Annotated in this window: 13 protein-coding genes and 1 tRNA gene; 9 read left to right on the forward strand and 5 right to left on the reverse strand. The window is 56.6% G+C overall.

What is annotated here, in order from left to right; translation table 11 throughout:
- Positions 1-307: 307 nt before the first annotated feature.
- Together C8N30_RS15010 and C8N30_RS15015 are read right to left on the reverse strand one after the other, a co-directional pair.
- Positions 308-7,732 (reverse strand): cadherin-like domain-containing protein, encoded by a 7,425-nt coding sequence (locus tag C8N30_RS15010; RefSeq protein ID WP_025061976.1) that lies wholly within the window; start codon positions 7,730-7,732, stop codon positions 308-310.
- Positions 7,733-8,923: 1,191 nt separating this feature from the next.
- Positions 8,924-9,007: transfer RNA gene (locus C8N30_RS15015), tRNA-Leu, on the reverse strand.
- A gap of 166 nt (positions 9,008-9,173) precedes the next feature.
- Here C8N30_RS15015 and C8N30_RS15020 point away from each other — a divergent pair.
- From C8N30_RS15020 to rocF, 3 genes are read left to right on the forward strand one after another with little or no spacing between them, the layout of a single operon-like run.
- Positions 9,174-9,752, forward strand: coding sequence for a YqaA family protein (locus tag C8N30_RS15020; protein ID WP_025061975.1), 579 nt, complete (start codon positions 9,174-9,176; stop codon positions 9,750-9,752).
- Positions 9,752-10,201 (forward strand): disulfide bond formation protein B, encoded by a 450-nt coding sequence (locus C8N30_RS15025; protein ID WP_025061974.1) that lies wholly within the window; start codon positions 9,752-9,754, stop codon positions 10,199-10,201. The genes C8N30_RS15020 and C8N30_RS15025 overlap by 1 nt, the downstream gene beginning before the upstream one ends.
- A 49-nt stretch (positions 10,202-10,250) precedes the next feature.
- Positions 10,251-11,171 carry an arginase gene (rocF, locus tag C8N30_RS15030; protein ID WP_025061973.1) on the forward strand — a complete coding sequence of 307 codons (921 nt, stop codon included), beginning with the start codon at positions 10,251-10,253 and terminating at the stop codon, positions 11,169-11,171.
- A gap of 92 nt (positions 11,172-11,263) precedes the next feature.
- On the opposite strand, the gene C8N30_RS15035 is transcribed toward rocF, so the two are convergent.
- Together C8N30_RS15035 and dksA are read right to left on the reverse strand one after the other, a co-directional pair.
- Positions 11,264-12,445: an FAD-dependent monooxygenase gene (locus C8N30_RS15035; protein WP_025061972.1), complete on the reverse strand. Its 1,182-nt coding sequence runs from the start codon at positions 12,443-12,445 to the stop codon at positions 11,264-11,266.
- 136 nt (positions 12,446-12,581) lie between these two features.
- Positions 12,582-12,947, reverse strand: a complete 366-nt coding sequence (dksA, locus tag C8N30_RS15040; RefSeq protein ID WP_409373603.1) for an RNA polymerase-binding protein DksA — start codon at positions 12,945-12,947, stop codon at positions 12,582-12,584.
- A gap of 227 nt (positions 12,948-13,174) precedes the next feature.
- Here dksA and C8N30_RS15045 point away from each other — a divergent pair, with 227 nt between their 5' ends.
- From C8N30_RS15045 to C8N30_RS15075, 6 genes are all read left to right on the forward strand, one after another.
- The gene (locus tag C8N30_RS15045) at positions 13,175-14,014 is read left to right on the forward strand and encodes an AAA family ATPase (protein WP_025061970.1); all 840 of its coding nucleotides are present in this window, start codon (positions 13,175-13,177) and stop codon (positions 14,012-14,014) included.
- Positions 14,015-14,632: 618 nt separating this feature from the next.
- Positions 14,633-15,991 carry a DUF2927 domain-containing protein gene (locus tag C8N30_RS15055; protein WP_025061968.1) on the forward strand — a complete coding sequence of 453 codons (1,359 nt, stop codon included), beginning with the start codon at positions 14,633-14,635 and terminating at the stop codon, positions 15,989-15,991.
- Positions 15,992-16,016: 25 nt separating this feature from the next.
- Positions 16,017-16,184 (forward strand): hypothetical protein, encoded by a 168-nt coding sequence (locus C8N30_RS15060; RefSeq protein ID WP_025061967.1) that lies wholly within the window; start codon positions 16,017-16,019, stop codon positions 16,182-16,184.
- On the forward strand, positions 16,184-17,371 hold the full coding sequence (locus C8N30_RS15065; RefSeq protein WP_025061966.1) for a vWA domain-containing protein: 1,188 nt from the start codon (positions 16,184-16,186) through the stop codon (positions 17,369-17,371). Before C8N30_RS15060 ends, C8N30_RS15065 begins: the two co-directional genes overlap by 1 nt.
- A 64-nt stretch (positions 17,372-17,435) precedes the next feature.
- On the forward strand, positions 17,436-17,864 hold the full coding sequence (locus C8N30_RS15070) for an OsmC family protein (RefSeq protein WP_025061965.1): 429 nt from the start codon (positions 17,436-17,438) through the stop codon (positions 17,862-17,864).
- A gap of 86 nt (positions 17,865-17,950) precedes the next feature.
- On the forward strand, positions 17,951-18,634 hold the full coding sequence (locus C8N30_RS15075; protein ID WP_025061964.1) for a M48 family metallopeptidase: 684 nt from the start codon (positions 17,951-17,953) through the stop codon (positions 18,632-18,634).
- 35 nt (positions 18,635-18,669) lie between these two features.
- On the opposite strand, the gene C8N30_RS15080 is transcribed toward C8N30_RS15075, so the two are convergent.
- Positions 18,670-19,215, reverse strand: a complete 546-nt coding sequence (locus tag C8N30_RS15080; RefSeq protein WP_025061963.1) for an RSP_2648 family PIN domain-containing protein — start codon at positions 19,213-19,215, stop codon at positions 18,670-18,672.
- Between the last annotated feature and the right edge of the window lie 12 nt (positions 19,216-19,227).

The following is a 19,227-nucleotide window of genomic DNA, read 5'->3' on the forward strand; positions in this document are numbered from 1 at the left end:
ACGCGGACATGCCACGCACCACCACAACTTAAGGTTACTGCGATTCGCAATTTCGTCAAAGAAGTATGTTAATTTTGTGTTAATTTTCAGGCACTTGCAATACAATCTTGCGAAAATACCTCTATTGAATGGCATGAGGAAACAATCATGCCAAACTTTTGCGGGGCGGTTGGTCTGAAAAAGCGGAGCCACGGGGGGCTCCGCTTCCAGTCGTCCGGGATCACTAGCCCCGAATGACGCTGCATACACATGGACCCCGAAGCGCGCCCCTGTTTGAAGGCCCGCTTCGGAGAATTTCTTACAAGGCTCAGTCTTTGCCTGTCAGCAGCTTTGCCTCGAACTTCTTAAGCGACTTGCGGGCAGCAGTGTAGGCTTTGATCCCCTCCATCGTTGCAAGCTCCGGGAAGAGTTCCAGGATCTCGTCGCGCGCCGCATTTCCGATACCAACCAGTGACTGGTCACCAGGCTGGAAGCTTTCTGTCCAGATACCATCGGACAGGATCACTTCGTGCGCCTCGAACATGATGTGGATATAGCTGGTGCTCGACACTTCGACCACGTCGATGCCTTCCATATCCGTCAGATGTTTCGCCGCGACCAACACTTCACGCTCCTCAAAGTAGAGGGCCGTTTTGTCATTGGCGATCAGCACACGGTGCTGTGGCGATACCATCATGTCACGCTCTGGCAGCCCCTTACCCAAGGCACCCTCACGGATGAGGACGGGGCGCAGATGCTCCTTGGCTGCCAACTCTTCACCGGACATCTCACGGCGTCCAACCCAGCGGATTTCCTGCATGCCGTTGTCACGGGTAATGACCCGGTCGCCGACTTGCAGTTCCTCTACCTTACGTTCGCCTTTAGGTGTCGCGATCAGTGTGCCGGGCGTAAAACAGATGACCTTTTCGATATTTGTAAAGATCAGCTGCCCTGCGTCTGTACCATCCGCGTTGAAGTAGTCGACGACACCGTTTTCGGCGTTATCAGGATCAAAGTTGACCGTGAGGCTACCGCCCTCGGGTGCTGATCCGCGCAGGTCAAGACAGTCAAAGTCATCACCCGTTTCGGAGCCATCCACAATATCGCCTGCATTGACGTTCTGGAAGACATCGCGATCTGCACCACCCGTCATCGTGTCATTGCCGGCACCGCCTTCGAACAGATCGTTGCCCGAGCCGCCGTTGAGGACATCATCCCCGTCGCCGCCAAACAACGTATCGTTCCCCAGCGCACCATCCAGCGTATCGTTACCCTCGTCGCCGTTCAGGATGTCATCGCCCTGACCGCCATCAAGGCTGTCGTCGCCGGTGCCCCCATTGAGCGTATCGTCCCCCAAAGCGCCCTCGAGCGTGTCGTTGCCAGCATCGCCTGTCAGGCTGTCATTACCTGCGCCGCCATCCAGAAGATCGTCGCCGTCACCGCCATGAAGCGAGTCGTCGTCGCGATTTCCGCGCAGCGTGTCGTCGCCGATACCACCCTCAAGGGTGTCTTCGCCCTGACCGCCTTCGAGGCTGTCGTTGCCCTGACCACCGATCAATGTGTCGTTACCGGTGCCACCCGTGAGGGTGTCATTGTCGATACCGCCATCGATAAAGTCGTCACCTGACCCACCCATCAGCAGGTCATCGTCGTCACCGCCAAAGATCACGTCGTTACCGGAGCCCCCATCGACAGTATCGCGCCCATTGCCCGGAGCCAGATCAGGACCAAGCGGGTTGCTACCGTCATCTTCGATCTCGAGGGCATCAAGACCCAGATCAGGATCGTTGTTGGCATAGATTGTATCGTTGCCATTGCCGCCGCGGATGCTGTCGTTGCCTTCTGCGCCCACAATGCGGTCGTCACCCTGACCGCCGTCGATGACGTCATCGTCAATGCCTGCGTCGATCACATCGTCACCACGACCACCGTTGATCGTATCACGGTCATCGCCTGTCCGGATTGTATCATTGCCGTCACCGCCGTCGACGCTGTCGCGATCGTCCTCGGGGTTCGGATCCGCAGGGAAGACACCGGGGTAGCCGATATCAGGCAAAGGAGCGCCGCCGCTGGTGTCGATCACGTCATTACCGGCACCGCCATTCACGGTATCGTTGCCGTCACCGCCGATAAGTGTGTCATTGCCATCGTCGCCGTCCAGCTCGTCGTCGCCAGCGCCACCATCGATGCTGTCATTTCCGGCACCGCCGGACACATCATCATTGCCTTCGCCTGCAATAACGGTGTCGTTGCCGCCGCCCGCATTGATGATGTCATCCTGTGGACCTTCGCCCGGCAGGAAGGCATCGCCGCTGTCGACCAGATCTCCCTCCGGATCACCAGTATAGCCGGTATCGATAAGATCATCACCGTCTGTGCCGGTAACAATACCGTCGCGCACGGTCACGTTGACAGTGCCAGGCGTCTCGCCTCCCTGACCATCAGAAACTGTATAGGTAATTTCCGCAGGACCATTAAAGTCAGGCGCAGGTGTAAAGGTCAGCGTCCCGTCAGCGTTGATCACAACGTCGCCGTTCGGGCTTGTCGCGGCAATTACTGTCAGCGGGTCGCCTTCGGGATCGCTGTCATTGTCAAGCACGTCAATGATAACTGGCGCACCTTGATTGGTAATCGCAGCATCATCAACCGTCACTGGCGGATCATTCACAGGTGTCACTGTCACATCGACTGTGGCGGTGTCTGTGTTACCTGCGGGATCTGCAACCGTATAGGTGATCGTGGTCGGCCCGTTGAAGTCGGGGTTTGGCGTGAACGTAAGGGTGCCGTCGTCGTTGATCACCACATCGCCATCCGGGCTTGTCGCGACTGTAACAGTCAGCGGATCACCCTGTGGGTCGGTGTCGTTTGCCAGAACCGGAATAGTGACCGGCGTATCCTCTGGTGTTTCGGCTACATCGTCCGCTGCAACAGGGGCGCCCGCTGGGTCACTAACCTGAACAAACAGAACCGCAGGATCGGTCAGCGCGCCATCGGTGATGGAATAGTTAACCTGCGCCTCGCCGATAAAGCCGGCGTTAGGGGTGAACGTCAGGGTACCGTCGCCATTGATTACAACTGTACCATCAGGGCTGGAGGCACTGATCACCGAGATAGGATCACCCTCTGGATCGCTGTCATTTGCCAGCACAGGCACTGTCACAGGTGTGTCAATCTCGGTGGTTGCACTGTCATCCTCGGCCAGTGGGCCATCGTTTACGGGATTCACCGTCACATCAACAGTCGCCGTGGCTTGGCCGCCGTTGCCGTCCGTAATGGTATAGGTGATCGTGGCCGGACCATCGAAATCAGCGTTTGGCGTGAATTCGAGCGTGCCGTCATCGTTGATCACGACCGTACCCTCTGGCGAGGTTGCAGAGGTTACCGTCAGCGGATCACCGTCAGGATCGCTGTCATTTGCAAGAACGGCGATGGTCACAGGCGTGTCTTCGTCGGTTTCAGCCGTATCATCGAGTGCAACAGGCGGATCGCTGGCCTCACCCACAGAAACCGTCACTTGGGCCGTGTCTTGCAGGCCTTCCTCATCCTCGATTGTATAGTTGATCAGCGCATCACCGGTGAAATCAAGGTTCGGCGTGAAAGTGATAGTGCCATCGTCATTGATCGCAACCGTGCCATCTTCGGACGTTGCAGCGACTACGGTGAGCAGATCACCGTCTACGTCACTGTCATTGTCGAGGACAGAAATGGTAACGGCAGTATCTTCGTCGGTTGCAGCGGAATCGTCCACTGCAACTGGCGCGTCATTGATGTTGTTCACCGTCACAAAGACACGGGCATCATCAAAGCCGCCATTGCCGTCTGTAATGGTATAGTCGATGATCGCTTCCCCGAAGAAATCCGGGTTCGGTGTGAAGACAAGTTGGCCATCCGCTGTGATGGTGACCGTGCCGTCGTTCGAAGTCGCCTCGGTGATGGTAAGCGGGTCATCTTCTGGATCGGTGTCATTGGTAAGAACATCGATGGTGACGGCCGTTTCCTCATCGGTCACCGCCGTGTCATCCACCGCGACCGGTGCAAACCCGGACCCGACACCGTCAGAAACAGTCACAGTGTGCACTGCACTATCTGTCAAATCTCCATCGGAAATAGTGTAGGAGATGGTCGCAACACCCGTAAATTCGGTTGCGGGCGTAAATGTTACCGTGCCGTCACCGTTGTTGACCAGTGTGCCTTGCTCCGCAGGAACAGTTGCCTCGGTCACGAAAATGACCTCGGGTGTTTCGACGTCGGTATCATTGGCCAGCAAGTTGACTGTCACGGGCGTATTGAAATCCGTGCTATCGGCATCATCCACGGCATCGGGTGCATCATTAACGGGCATGACCGTTACAACTGCCTCGGCCACATCACTCAGCCCCGTGGGGTCGGTGATGGTATAGGTGATTGTGGCAGGACCATTAAAGTTCAGCGCGGGTGTGAACGTGACCGTGCCATCACCGTTGTCAATTACCGTACCCTGCTCGGCGGGAACTGTGATGCCGGACAAAACCAGCTCGTCTAATGTGTTGTCGGGATCAAAATCGTTGCCGCGCAAATCAATGATCACCGCAGTGTCCTCAGGGGTAGAGGCTACATCGTCAAACGCTTGCGGTGGCAGTGGCTCGCCCACGGTAACGGTGTGCACAGCACTATCTGTCAGCTCTCCGTCGGAGATGGTGTACGAGATGGTCGCAACACCGGCAAAGCCGGTCACAGGTGTGAAAGTCACTGTACCATCACCGTTGTTGACAAGTGTGCCCTGCTCCGCAGGAACGGTCGCATCGGATACCACCAGATCGGCAAGCGGTGTGTCGATATCTGTGTCATTGGCCAAAAGGTTGACTGTGACTGGAGTGTTGAAATCGGTGGTATCGGCATCGTCAACCGCATCCGGCGCATCGTTTGCAGGTGTAACCGTCACAATCGCCTGACCTTCGTCAGACAAACCGATTGGATCGGTAACAGTATAGGTAATTGTGGCCTCACCGTTGAAGTCTGGCGCAGGTGTGAAGGTTACAGTGCCGTCACCGTTATCTACAACGCTACCCTGATCCACTGGAACCGACACGCCAGAAATAGTCAGCGTCCCTGTTGCATCGTCAGGATCGGTATCGTTGCTCCGCAGATCAACGACCACAGCAGTGTCTTCAGGTGTCGTGGCCGCATCGTCAACTGCAACTGGGGCATCGGGTGTCGCGATGATGCGCACATCAACTGCGCCGATGTCAGTCCCGCCGTTGCCGTCTGTAACGGTGTAGCTAATGGAAGAAAGGCCGTTGAAGTTGGCGTTCGGAGTGAAAGTCACCAGACCCTCCGGCGTGAACTCCACTGTGCCGTTCGGGCTGCTCGCCGCGATGAGGGTGAGCGTGTCACCATCTGCGTCCGTGTCGTTTGTGAGCACGTTGATGGTTGCGGTTGTATCTTCGTCCATCAACAATTCGTCGTCGACTGCAACCGGTGGCGTGTTTTCCGTCACCGGTGTGCCGATGATAGTTTCAATCTCGAAGAACTGCATCGAGCCTGTCACAGCGCCGTCTGCACCAAGAAAATCAACGGTTCCGGAGTCGGAGTCGCCATCTTCATCGCGAGTCACATCGCGCAGACGGAAATCGCCTACACCAGACAGGTCGAGCGTATCCTGATCCAGTCCGGTTGTCTGACCTGTGCCACCATCGACGGTGTCGCCAGCAGTGCCACCTATGAACAGATCGGCATCGTCACCGCCCAAAAGCAGGTCAGCGCCCGCGCCACCCGCAATGTTGTCGTTGCCTGCGTCACCCGACAACGTGTCATCGCCGCCTGCGCCGCGCAGAATGTCGTCACCATCACCACCGAAAGCAATGTCATTGGCCGCACCAGTGTGCGTGTCGCCAAAGCCGTCGTCGCTGTCGGCCCATGTACCAGTGTGGATTTCGTCGTTGCCTGCACCGCCATATATGGTGTCAGATCCGTCAGCGCCCAAATCAAACACACCATCGGTTTCGGTGGATACGCGGCTGTCGTCGTCGCCGGTGATAATATCATCGCCAGCGCCCCCGTTGATCAGATCATCGCCTGCACCACCAGCATAGGCATTGTCATACTCGGAAGCTGGCAGAGCGCCTGATGCGCCTGCGTCGGCTCCGTTCACGGCATTTTCGTCGGTCGGGCCAGCATTGATCGTATCGTTGCTTTCGTCACCGTCGATATAGTCCTGACCGGAGTCGCCTTGCAAAAGATCGTCCCCCGTACCGCCCAAAATGGTATCGTTGCCGGTTTCGCCAAAGATTGTGTCGTTGCCATCATCACCGGCGAGCACGTCATCATTGCTCTCGCCGACAACCACAACATCGCCGGTGTCAAAGAATACATCGGTGATATTGATGTTCGAGCCACCGTCGCCGTTCTGCACGTGCGTAATCTCGATCCGCGATACGGGGCCGGCGATGTCGACATTGAGCGAATAGAAAGGAGTGGTGGCGTCTGCATATCCGCCGTCACTGTCGGCAGTCTCGGCACCATTGACGCCGTCGGTATCCAGAAGCGTCAGACCGCCCCCGCCTACCAGCGTCACGGGCAACGCATTACCAGAGGCATCGAATGCGCGTACAGTTACAAGGCTGTCGCCGGTGATTTCGTTGATATTGAAGTCAACATTGCTCACGGGGCTATCAAAATCCAGCGCGTAGCTTTCGGATTGGCCATCTGCACGGGTCTCGGCCGCAAGCGAGCTTGTCGAGCTGACGGTTTCGGAACCTCCCTCGATCCCCGTGACGCGCTGGGTGTCGGTGGAGAACGTTGAATCAGTCTTTGGTGTCGATGAGACGTTGGTGAAGGTTACATTGACCGTGCCTGTGTCTTGGGTAAATCCGGTAACGCTCTGGCCATTGGTAAAGCCCTGCTCGCTCCAGTTAAAGCTTTCGCGGTCGCCTGTTGTGCCGACCGGACCATCGCCTCCGGCAAGGGTGCGATCGCCGTAAATCAGATCGTTGCCCGCGCCGCCGGCCACGACATCATCACCGGAACCGGCGTAAATGTCGTCGTCCGCCGCACCTGCGGAAACTGTATCGTTGCCGCCACGGGCATCGACAATATCATCATCTGCGGCTTCACCCGCAATAATGGCGTCGCCTGCATCAATCAGGTCACCTTCCGGATCGCCAGTGTACCCAAGGTCGATCAGGTTTGCATCATCAGTGCCCGAAACGATTCCATCCCGCACGCCTGGATCAACCGGATCAATGGGGTCTACCGGATCCACAGGATCGACGGGTTCATCCACATCCGGGGTCCCATCTTCGAACACCAGATTGTCCACAGCGCCCGAGCCTTGCAGAACCACTTCGAAACGGGTGGTACCCGAAACCGCCAGCTGCACAACACTTTGACCGTTGTTGCCGTTGGCCGGTACGAACTGCTCGCTCAAAAGCGCGCCGTCAGCGCCGTAAAAGAAAAGGCGCGCAGGCTCATCTAGATCAAGGAAGGTCAGCGATTTGATCGTCACCGCATCGTCAAAGCCACAAGCAAGCACGCCACCTGTCTCGTTGTCGTCGGGGTTTGTACTGTCGCCGTCTTCTGAAATGATCAGAACATTACCGAGATTATCCGTTGCCAGATCGTCGTCGCCACCAGTCGGATTGCTCGTGTCGAAGATCATCGCCTGATCTACGCCCGGCGCATTCGATGTTGCGGTGATCCGCAGCCCGATATCCGCGAACTGGTCTGTTACGTTTTCGCCTGTGGCGAGGGAATTGAAATCAACGGTTCTAATCATGTCATATGCTCCTATGCAGCGACGCGCGAGGCGCGCGAGGCGGCCGGATTGTAAAATGTGATGAAGGCGTGGTTATAAGCCTTGGGAAAAATCGAAAAAGGCGAAGCAGCATACCCTCTGCGTTCAAAATCAATAAGACAGTATTCAATCATGTTCTTGTCCGCATAGACTCATAAACCTCGTGAGGCTTCGACAACTGGTCCGAAAGCAGCACGCACACAGCACGGCCCAGATGGAGGGAGAGACAGGCCAAAATGCGGCCAGGCTGTGAAGCATACAAGTTGCATCACAGTCTATAGAGCAGAGGTCGCAAAACATGCGGCCCTGCACCTCTCCCGCATCCAAGAATGCAGTAAATGTGCGGCCGCCCCCGGACCATTCGTCGTCACCCCCCAGTGGGCTACGCAATGGATACCTTTTGCGCGGAGCCGCACAAAGGGAAAAATGGTTGAAAAGTGTCAGGACTGCGGTAGAAGTTTCTGATCATGGTTAACGCTACGGCAGCTCATACCGGACAAGCCACAACATTGTTTCCAAAATGGAAACTCAGGAAAAGTTTGCAGAGCCATAAAAAATAGGGGACGCGCCGAGCTCGCCCCGCATTAACGACGCAAGTCACTGCCCATATCGTTTCTAAAACAATGACAATGACAAAATGCGCCGCTCTTTTCCGGTAAGCGCTTCGGCCAACTTATGCCGCGTTTCCCCGTTTACCGAATAGAACCAATGCGCAATTTACGGTAAAACTAATGCAGGAGCGGGCAACATTTGGCCATATTTCCTCGAATCAATTATTTGCGGTGAAGAAAAATTGCGCGGCTGGCGGCTCCGGCCTCTGAAGAAGGGACCCGCATATCACGCCCTCATTCATGAGGGAGGCACAGCACAGGTGCTACATCTGTTTGACCTAAGGCAGGATCAAAAGATTCCCCAAATTCGGGCGCGCTGCACGAACCTATTATTGGGTTACCCAAATAGATATTGGTCATTGCAACGAGCTCATTACCCCACTGCAAGCAGCGTGAAACATAACGCATCTGATGCGCCGCAAAATGCAAAAAATATGCTTTGTTTGATTGCGGCGTTCCCGGGTCGGTAAAGTCGCTTACGGGGCATAGGGGGGCGTACCACCACTTGGCGGTGCGCCCCCTATCTGTGGCCTATATCCCGGCAACTTGCCTAGGATATAGTTGGTACCCAAGGCCGGACTCGAACCGGCACGCCTTGCGGCGGGGGATTTTGAATCCCCTGCGTCTACCATTCCGCCACTCGGGCACGATGCCGGATGTAGCCTGCGCAACTCGGCGAGGCAAGCCAAAAAATTGCAGATCCAAAACAACAAACGCAAGCGTCCGACACGCCGCCTACGGCAGATGCAACTCTCTTGACCTGACCCTCACATGGTGGTTTTGAAGGCCGAAACAATTAGGACGAGGCCCAGATGATCCAACGCTTGTATGACTGGACGCTTGGCCTCGCCGAGCATCGGCACGCTCTTTGGGTGCTGGCCTTTGTCGCCTTTCTGGAAAGCTCGATGTTTCCGATCCCGCCTGACATTATCATGATCCCGATGATCCTTGCCCGTCCAAGCCGCGCATTTGTGATTGCCGGCGTGGCGTTGGTGGCCTCGGTTTTGGGCGGTATGCTTGGATATGCCATCGGCGCACTGGCTTTCGAAACACTCGGCGACCCGATTCTGACAGCACTCGGCAAAGGCGATGCGATGGCGGAGTTCGCGACCCGCTTTAACGATGTAGGCTTCTGGGCGGTGCTGATCGCCGGCGTGACCCCCTTTCCCTATAAGGTTATTACAATTATGTCAGGTGTCACCGCGATGCCACTGGGCACCTTTATCGCGACTTCGATCCTCGCGCGTGGTCTGCGCTTTTTCCTTGTGGCGCTACTGCTGTGGAAATTCGGCGCACCGGTGCGCGATTTCATCGAACGTCGCCTGCCCTTGATGTTCACCTTGGCCGTTGCCCTTATGATCGGCGGCTTCCTAGCAATAAAGTTGTTCTGATGCGCCTTGTTTTACTTGCGACACTAGGATCTGCCGCCGTCTTGCTCGGTGCGTATGGCTTCCAGCATATTGGCGGCATGGCCCCGTGCAAACTTTGCCTGTGGCAGCGGTGGCCGCACGGCGGCGCCATCCTTATCGGCCTTGCGATTCTGTTCACCGGTGAGCGGAGGCTGGCATGGATGGGCGCAATCGCTGCGCTGAGCACTGCCGCAATCGGTGCCTACCACGTGGGAGTCGAGCAAGGCTGGTGGGAGGGTCCAAGTACGTGCACCGCGGGCGGTGTCACCAACCTGAGCGCGCAGGAATTGATGAACCAGATCCTTGCAGCTCCGCTGGTGCGCTGCGACGATATTGCCTGGCAAATGGCAGGTATCAGTATGGCAGGCTGGAACGCGATCTTGTCGCTTGGCCTTGCGATGATCTGGATACAGGCAATGCGCCGCGCCTGACGCCTCCGTACTACCTGCCCTGAAATGCAGCAAACAAAGGATAACCCTGATGAAACCACAGCACGTAATTTTACAAGGTGCGCCGCTTGATTGTGGCAAAAACCGCCGTGGCTGTATTATGGGGCCGGATGCCTACCGCACCGCAGGCCTTGTTGAAGCGCTGGAGAGCCTTGGTCACACTGTGACCGATATCGGCAATATCGGGCCTGCGCCCTACACCGAAGTGATACATCCCAAGTTGCACCGTTTGTCAGAAACGATCGCATGGACCCAAAGCCTTGCCGATGCGACCGAAGCTGCGTTTGCACGCGGCATGCCAATTACCCTCGGCGGGGATCATGCGCTTGCAGCGGGCACAGTTCTGGGCGCGATGCGCCATGCTGCGGCGGTGGACCGGCCGTTGTTTGTTCTGTGGCTCGATGCGCACAGCGATTTTCACACACTAGAAAGTACCGACAGCGGCAATTTGCACGGCACACCCATGGGATACCTTACGGGGCGCAGCGATTTCCCCGGCTGGCCTGACCTTCCTGCGTCTCTTCCCTATGAAAATATCGCGATGATCGGTCTGCGCTCGGTTGACCCCGCAGAACGGGCAGCGTTGCAGCAAACTGCCATTACCCGCGTCGACATGCGCCAGATCGACGAGAGCGGCATCGCCACCCCGCTTGGCGCATTTCTGGAGCGGATCGAAGCCGTAAACGGCATGCTGCATGTTTCGCTGGATGTGGATTTCCTTGACCCCGCTGCTGCTCCTGCGGTCGGCACCACAGTGCCTGGCGGCGCCACTGTGCGTGAAGGCCATCTGGTAATGGAAATGATCAACGACAGCGAGTTGTTGACCTCGATGGATCTGGTGGAGCTGAACCCGTTCATGGACGAGCGCGGGCGCACCACACGCCTGATGGTCGACCTCGCCGCTTCGGCGCTGGGCCGTAACGTGTTTGATCGCCCGACACGGGCGTTTTAAATTAGTGTATTTATCAAGGGCACCCCAAAAGGAACGTCCCTTTTGGGGTGCCTTACGAAGCATCCCCCAACGTATCGCGAAGTGGCTGCCCGTTAACGCGAAGCGCGTGACGTAACATCGACGCCGTAAAGCCAGTCAAACGCCCCCAACATCCGCCCCGGCGCGAACCTGCTGCCCAGACGCAGTACATTATGGGCGGCAAACCGCACTGGCCCGGGACGCAAGTGGTAGCGCCACGCATTGCCCTGTGCAGCCTTTATAACACGACTGACGCGCGGCACACGCACCGCCTGATAACCCGCCAGTCCGGCACGACCACCTTGTGCCACATAATCGGCCAGCACCCACGCATCCTCAAGCGCCATGTTGGCCCCTTGCGCCAGAAACGGCAGTGTCGGATGGGCCGCATCGCCCAACAGCACCACACCACCCGCCTGCCAGACGGCTGCGACCGGATGCCGGTGGAGCCCCCACAGGGTTGTACTCTCGACCGCCGCGATCATCTCCCCTGCCATACCGCCAAAACCTTGGAAGGCCGCGCGCAGATGGGCCGGATCATCCGCTAGCATCCATCCTTCACCGGCCCAAGCGCGGCGCTCCTCCACTGCGACCAGATTGACCATGCTTCCGCCGCGCAAAGGATAGCTGACCAAATGCCGGCCTGGCCCCATCGTGACCATCGCCACATCCGCGTGGTCGAAAGTATTTGGCACCATTGCACGCCATGCAACCTGTCCCGTGAAGGCTGCATCATCTGCACCATTGAGCGCAATCCGCGCCTGCGAATGGATACCATCCGCCCCCACCACCAACTCGGCGCGCCGGGTGCTGCCATCCGTCAGTGTCAACTGGGGCACCTCGCCCGCTGTCACGCGCTCCACGGTACATCCCATGTCAAAGCTTACGTTGGCTTCCAGCGCCGCCTGACGCAGAACCTCGATCAAGTCGGCGCGGTGGACAAAGTAATATTTTTGATCCTCGCGCAGCTGCGTCAGATCAAGACGGGCAACATCCCCTGCGCGGTCATGCGCCTGCATAACCACCGCCTGTCCGCGCACAGCACCGCGCTGAAGCAGCCGCTGCACCAGCCCCAAAGCACGCAGCACGGCAAGACCGTTGGGGCTTACCTGAAGTCCTGCGCCCACTTCGCGGATTTCTGCGGCCTGCTCAATCACCGTTACCGCAATACCTTGACGCGCCAGCGCTGTCGCAACAGCCAGCCCTCCGATACCTGCACCGATCACGATTGCATTGCTTACGGTTGCTTTGCCCACACCCGTTCTCCTGCTTTGTTCTGTCTCGAAAGGTCGCTATGCAGCGGGAACACTTGCAAAAAAGGCGCCACAGCTCTCGCTGCGACGCCTTGTTTTTCTACCATATCGTCCCAAAGCCCTGTGGCTGGTCCCACACTCATTCGTCGCGGTGGACGCGCTCGCGGCGCTCGTGCTTTTCCTGCGCCTCAAGGCTCATCGTCGCAATCGGTCGCGCCTCCAGCCGTTTGAGCGAAATAGGCTCGCCGGTGACCGAGCAGTAGCCGAACTCACCCTCGTCGATGCGGCGCAATGCTGCCTCGATCTTATTGACCAGCTTGCGGGCGCGGTCACGGGTGCGCAGTTCCAGCGCGCGGTCAGTCTCCTCGGAGGCGCGGTCATTCACGTCCGGAATGTTGCGCGTGCCGTCCTGCAATGTCTCGATCATCTCGCGGCTGCCTTCCAGCAATTCCGCTTTCCAGTCCAGCAATTTCCAGCGGAAATACTCGACCTGCATGTTATTCATGAACGGTTCGTCTTCGGACGGCGTATAGTCGGCAGGCAACGAATTTTTCTTTTTGATTTTGCCAGTATCTTTAACAGATTTTGTAAGTGTCACGTGGCAACCCCCTCACGACATTTCCCATTGGCGCGGTCTCTATAGGAGGCATGAACGATTGTCACTACTCAATGATGCGCTATTATGCCCCGTGAATTATTCAAGAAAAACCAAGTCAGAAAGTTGATGCCGATATGAAATTTCAAGGTACCGCCGACTACGTCGCAACAGATGATCTCAAAATTGCGGTCAATGCGGCGGTCCAGCTGGAACGCCCCTTGCTGGTCAAAGGCGAGCCGGGCACCGGCAAAACCGAACTTGCGCGTCAGGTCTCCTCCGCGCTGGGCCTGCGGATGATCGAATGGAACATCAAATCCACCACCCGCGCCCAGCAGGGTCTCTATGAATATGACGCCGTCAGCCGCCTGCGCGACAGCCAGCTCGGCGAGGAAAAGGTCCATGACGTTTCCAACTATATCCGCAAAGGCAAGCTCTGGGAGGCTTTCGAGGCCGGTGAAAAGGTTGTTCTGCTCATCGACGAGATTGACAAGGCGGACATCGAATTTCCCAACGATCTTCTGCAAGAACTCGATAAAATGGAATTCTTTGTCTATGAGACGGGCGAGACGATCAAGGCAAAGGTGCGCCCTATCGTAATCATCACCTCCAACAACGAAAAAGAACTGCCAGACGCGTTCCTGCGCCGCTGTTTTTTCCATTACATCCAGTTTCCAGATATGGAGACACTCAAGAAAATCGTTGAAGTACATCACGCAGGCATCAAGCCAGAGCTGCTGACAACGGCCCTCACCCAGTTCTACGAAATACGCGATCAACAAGGGCTCAAGAAAAAGCCCTCCACTTCCGAAGTCATCGACTGGCTCAAACTGTTGCTGGCCGAAGATATGGACGCGGCCGATCTGAAAAAGAGTGGCTCTTCTGCTCTGCCTAAACTGCACGGTGCGCTTTTGAAAAACGAACAGGACGTGCATCTGTTCGAACGTCTTGCGTTTATGGCGCGCGGCGGTCGCTAGGCCAACAAATACCGGCGCAACGCAAACCATCTGGTCTTGCGCTGCGCCTCACCCTCCGGTTTTTTTTGCTTTTAGCACCCGAAGTTACAGCCACGGGCGTTGCCGTAACAGGCAAGGCCGAGCACTATGGCTGCTCAAGCACAGCGGGGTTTGAGGTTTTTAGAACCTCCAAATTGAAGCTGTGCTTATATCTACTCCAGATAGAATCACATGAGTTGTCTGCCTGCCTATAAAGACGATGAAAATTTTGCGATTTCACAATTGTGGCACGCTTGGCTTCCACCATGAGGTCGCCCGCATCCCGTGTCAGGTCATCGCCATTACGATCGGCCAGCCTGCGTTGATTATCTGCAATACCTGAACAAACAACGCCTTCACCTGCAAACTGTGTCCAATCCGCACCCATGAACACTGGTCTGCCTCAATCCTTCATTATTGCCACGATTTCGCCTTATTTGCTCCATACGCGTGACTGGTTGAGGTGCGAAAAGATCTCCAATTGAAACTCAAAAGGGCAGGCAGTAGAGTTATGAGTATCCAAAACGCACCACAAGCGCGCGTGCATTTTGTGCGCCGTTCAACAGAAAACGTAAAATTTGAATCAAAAAGGGACGGATTGTGAAGTCCCGCCTCGCCCTTCTTCTCGCGATGGCGTTAAACGCGTGCACACCAACCACGGGCGGTGATGTCTCTCGCCTGATGACGATCAACGAGACCACTCTCCCGCCGTTAAAAGTGTTTAACTCAGGTCAGCATGTGAGCCCTGTCCGCTCCAACAATGATCTGGCTCTTGATTTTATCGAGCTGTCTTTCCGCCTTGAGAGCGGCCGTGAACTGCCGGTGCTTACCCGCTTTGAGGGACCGATCACGGTCAAGGTTATTGGCAATCAGCCTGCATCGCTCCAGCATGATCTGACGCGCCTGATTGCACGCCTGCGCACGGAATCGCGCATCAACATCAGCCAGATCAGCAGCGGTCCGGCAAACATCACCATCAACGCAGTACCCCGCAAGGATATCCGCAGCGTCTTGCCGCAGGCGGCGTGTTTTGTGGCCCCTAACGTCACAAACATGGCCGAGTACCGCAAGGCGCGCAAAACCAGACTGGCGAACTGGTCCCAGCTGCGCTCACGTGAAAAACTGGCGATCTTCCTGCCAAATGATGTCAGCCCACAAGAAGTACGCGATTGTTTGCACGAAGAGCTGGCGCAATCGCTGGGGCCGTTGAACGATCTCTACCGCTTGCCTGATTCCGTGTTCAATGATGACAACGTGCATACGGTCCTGACCGGATTTGATACGATGATCTTGCGGGCCTACTATTCGCCCCGATTGCACAATGGCATGACGCGCGGTCAGGTGGCGGCCACCCTGCCCCATATCCTGCGCGAGATTAACCCCGGCGGCGAGAACGTTCCGTCGGTTTTTGCGACCCGTACCCCGATCCAGTGGAAGCGCGCGGTCGAGACTGCCCTTGGCCCTGCCGCAAACCAGCGTGACCGTGAAGCAGCCGCAGCAGAAGCTCTCCGTATCGCGCGAGCGATCGGTTGGCAGGACCAGCGCCGCGCATTTGCCCATTATGCCATGGGCCGCGTACTACAGCGTGGCGACCCTATCACTGCGCAGCAACATTACGCGCAGGCAAAAATATTCTACGGGCAGACTCCCGGCACGCAACTGCATCAGGCCTATGTCGCGACACAGCTGGCTGCCCATGCGGTAAGTCAGGGTCAGGGCGAGCTCGCCCTTCAATTGGTCGCGCCCCACGTCGAAATTGCGCGCAGCAGCGAGAATGCCGCATTGCTTTCCACTCTGCTGCTGTTACGTGCCGAGGCGCTAGATCTCGTGAACCGCCCCGCCGAGGCACAGGCCGTGCGTCTGGACAGTCTGGGATGGGCGCGCTACGGATTTGGCTCTGACTGGGCTGTGCGGGCCAAGCTGCGCGAGATCGCATCGCTGAACCCGCTCAAAGGATAGCCCGCACACACAAAGGGTTGAGAGCATGATTGTAATTGGGTTGGCGATACTTGGGCTTATCATCGGCGGCATGACCGCTAAAAAGCGCCGCGGCAACCGCAAGGACATCGCACAATACGCCGTCGGATACGGCATGGCTTTTCTGATCGTGGGGATGTTCCTCACGGTGATTATCGACCGGCTGACAAGCTGATGTTCCTTCCCTTCTACGAGCAGTTGCGCGCCCACAAAGTTCCCGTATCCATGCGGGAGTTTTTGGCGTTTCTGGATGGTATGGCCGCTGGCATCGCGACCTACGACGTCGAGGCGTTTTATTACCTTGCCCGCACCGCTATGGTGAAGGACGAGCGAAACATCGACAAATTCGATCAGGCCTTTGCCGTCGCCTTTTCCGGCCTCGAAAACATTACCGCCGAACAGGTATTGGAAGCGGTGGACATACCCGAAGAATGGCTGCGCAAGATGTCAGAAAAACATCTGACGCCCGAGGAAAAAGCAGAGATCGAAGCCCTTGGTGGTTTTGAGAAATTGATGGAGACCCTCAAGGAACGCCTCAAAGAGCAGGAGAAACGTCACGAGGGCGGCAGCAAATGGGTCGGCACCGGTGGTACCTCCCCGTTCGGAGCATATGGGTACAATCCCGAAGGGGTGCGCATCGGCCAGAAGGAAGGCCGCCATGGCAAGGCAGTCAAGGTCTGGGACAAGCGCGAATTCCGCAACCTTGACGATTCTGTTGAATTGGGAACCCGCAACATCAAGGTGGCGCTCAAACGTCTGCGACGCTGGGCGCGTGACGGTGCCAGCGAGGAGTTGGATTTAAACGGCACAATCCGCTCGACAGCCGAGCAAGGCTATCTGGATGTAAAAACCCGTCCCGAGCGGCGCAATGCAGTGAAAGTTCTGCTGTTTCTCGACGTTGGCGGCTCCATGGACCCCCATATCAAAGTCGTGGAAGAGCTGTTTTCTGCTGCGCGTTCCGAATTCAAGCACATGGAATATTTTTACTTCCATAACTGCCTCTACGAAGGTGTTTGGCGCGATAACCGCCGCCGCTGGGACGCGCAAACACCCACCCAAGAGATCCTGCGCACTTACGGTCCTGACTACCGCTGCATCTTCGTCGGTGACGCAAGCATGTCGCCCTATGAGGTGGCCTATCCTGGCGGTGCCAACGAGCACTGGAACCCCGAGGCAGGCTCAGTCTGGTTGGGTCGCGCGCGCGAGCAGTGGAAATCAAATCTCTGGATCAATCCGATCCCCGAAAAATACTGGCAGTACACCCAGTCGATCACCATGATCCAAGAGATCTTCGGAAAAGAGGCGATGGTGCCAATGACACTTGAGGGTCTGTCGCGCGGAATGAAAACACTCACACGCTAGCGCGGGAACAACCTGCCCTCCGACCGCGTTCTTCCCTTAAGGATATTTCAAGGAAGGACATATCATGGCGATCAAAAAATCTGGCTCGGCCCATTGGGAAGGCGACCTCAAAAAGGGAAAAGGCACCGTGTCGACGCAGACAGGCGTCCTAGACGCACAGCCTTACGGCTTCAATACCCGCTTCGAGGACGGTAAAGGAACAAATCCCGAAGAGCTTATCGGTGCAGCTCACGCCTCGTGCTATTCGATGGCACTGTCAATGATCCTTGGAGAGCACGATTTAGTTGCCGACAGCATCGACACAAAAGCAACCGTTCATTTGGAAGAGAAAGACGGTGGTTTCACCGTAACGAAGGTGCACCTAGACGTCAGCGCCACCATTCCAAATGCCACGCAGGAACAGTTTGACGCGGCCACGACAAACGCCAAGCAAAACTGCCCGATCTCAAAGCTATTAACAGCCGAGATCACAATGGATGCAAAACTGGTATAGGATCAGAAATGGGGCCTCGAGCCCCATTTTTACGCATGCGGCACTAAAACACTTGCCCCGCTGAGCTCTGCACCCATATTCAGGGTATGATCAAAATTATCCCTATCATGCTCGCCGTGCTCTACGGCCTTGCGATGTACCGTTTTTCAGTCTGGAGGACAGGCCGCGAGCTAGACGAAAAATCTACTGTGTTGGCTGATCCAAAGTTGGTCGCGATGAGCAAGCAGATGGCCAAAGCGCTGGAGATTCCCCGCATCAATGTGCACATCTACGAGATCGAGCCGGTGAACGGACTTGCCGCCCCTGACGGACGCATTTTCATCACGCGCGGTTTCTACAACAAATTCCGCTCGGGCGAGGTCAGCGCAGAGGAGCTGGCAAGTGTGATCGCCCATGAGTTGGGGCACGTCGCACTTGGCCATTCGCGCCGCCGGATGATCGACTTCTCCGGCCAGAATGCCATGCGCGCAGCGCTCGGCATGGTGCTAAGCCGCTTTATCCCTGGTATCGGAAGCTGGATAGCCAACATGCTAACCTCACTTCTGGCCGCAAAGCTGTCGCGCAGTGACGAGTTCGAGGCAGACGCTTACGCAGCGGCATTACTGACCAAAGCAGGCATCGGTATCGCGCCGCAAATCTCGCTTTTCAAAAAGTTGGATGCACTGACAAAATCAGGTGGCGGCAGGCCGCCCGCATGGCTCCTCACACATCCGCACACAGAGGACCGCATTGCTGCACTTACCAGCATGCAGGTAAAATGGGATAGGTAAAACAACATGTTAAAAGGAAGTATTAACCTGATACTTCAAGCGGAGGTAAGTGCTTTTCCCAATCTTGGAAGGCGCGCTTTTTTCATTAAGGATCGCAGGTTCCAATCCTCGCCAGACAGCCTGCGCGCCTCTTCGACTACCGCTCGCGCCACCGACGTGACAGCATCAGGATCGCCGTGAAAATGTCCCAGCAAGAATGCGTCGGGATCATTCCTGCTCAGCCCCTCTTCGGCGAGGATCCCACGCGGAAAATCCTTTGCGTTCATTGTGATGATGCCATCCGCATTACAGTGCACAGCTGCCGCCAGAACATGAATGTCATTTGCGTCCGGTAGCCACAGGCGCGTTTCCAACCCTGCATGCACCGACACGCTGGCGTGCGGCCATGCGGCCTGCACCATAGCGACCTCGCCACGCGCTTGCGCCTCGCCCTGCGGCCCGAGTTTACGCGCTGCCAGCGCCCATTCCTCAAGAATACGGGCTGACCATAATGGCGTGTAGGCGCCCGTGCGCGCCACACCCAGCAGCATTTCTCGCATGACTGTTGGGTATATCACACAGGCATCAAGCAACATTTTCATGGGTTTAAGACC

Origin of the sequence: Sulfitobacter guttiformis, assembly GCF_003610455.1 — a bacterium.
Lineage (GTDB): Bacteria > Pseudomonadota > Alphaproteobacteria > Rhodobacterales > Rhodobacteraceae > Sulfitobacter > Sulfitobacter guttiformis.

What these genes read in the sequence shown, in the direction of transcription:
- C8N30_RS15080 (WP_025061963.1), bottom strand. Translation starts at nt 19,215, where the DNA reads ATGAAAATGTTGCTTGATGCCTGTGTGATATACCCAACAGTCATGCGA.
- C8N30_RS15020 (WP_025061975.1), top strand. Translation starts at nt 9,174, where the DNA reads ATGATCCAACGCTTGTATGACTGGACGCTTGGCCTCGCCGAGCATCGG.
- C8N30_RS15060 (WP_025061967.1), top strand. Translation starts at nt 16,017, where the DNA reads ATGATTGTAATTGGGTTGGCGATACTTGGGCTTATCATCGGCGGCATG.
- C8N30_RS15025 (WP_025061974.1), top strand. Translation starts at nt 9,752, where the DNA reads ATGCGCCTTGTTTTACTTGCGACACTAGGATCTGCCGCCGTCTTGCTC.
- C8N30_RS15075 (WP_025061964.1), top strand. Translation starts at nt 17,951, where the DNA reads ATGATCAAAATTATCCCTATCATGCTCGCCGTGCTCTACGGCCTTGCG.
- dksA (WP_409373603.1), bottom strand. Translation starts at nt 12,947, where the DNA reads ATGAATAACATGCAGGTCGAGTATTTCCGCTGGAAATTGCTGGACTGG.
- C8N30_RS15070 (WP_025061965.1), top strand. Translation starts at nt 17,436, where the DNA reads ATGGCGATCAAAAAATCTGGCTCGGCCCATTGGGAAGGCGACCTCAAA.
- C8N30_RS15065 (WP_025061966.1), top strand. Translation starts at nt 16,184, where the DNA reads ATGTTCCTTCCCTTCTACGAGCAGTTGCGCGCCCACAAAGTTCCCGTA.
- C8N30_RS15045 (WP_025061970.1), top strand. Translation starts at nt 13,175, where the DNA reads ATGAAATTTCAAGGTACCGCCGACTACGTCGCAACAGATGATCTCAAA.
- rocF (WP_025061973.1), top strand. Translation starts at nt 10,251, where the DNA reads ATGAAACCACAGCACGTAATTTTACAAGGTGCGCCGCTTGATTGTGGC.
- C8N30_RS15010 (WP_025061976.1), bottom strand. Translation starts at nt 7,732, where the DNA reads ATGATTAGAACCGTTGATTTCAATTCCCTCGCCACAGGCGAAAACGTA.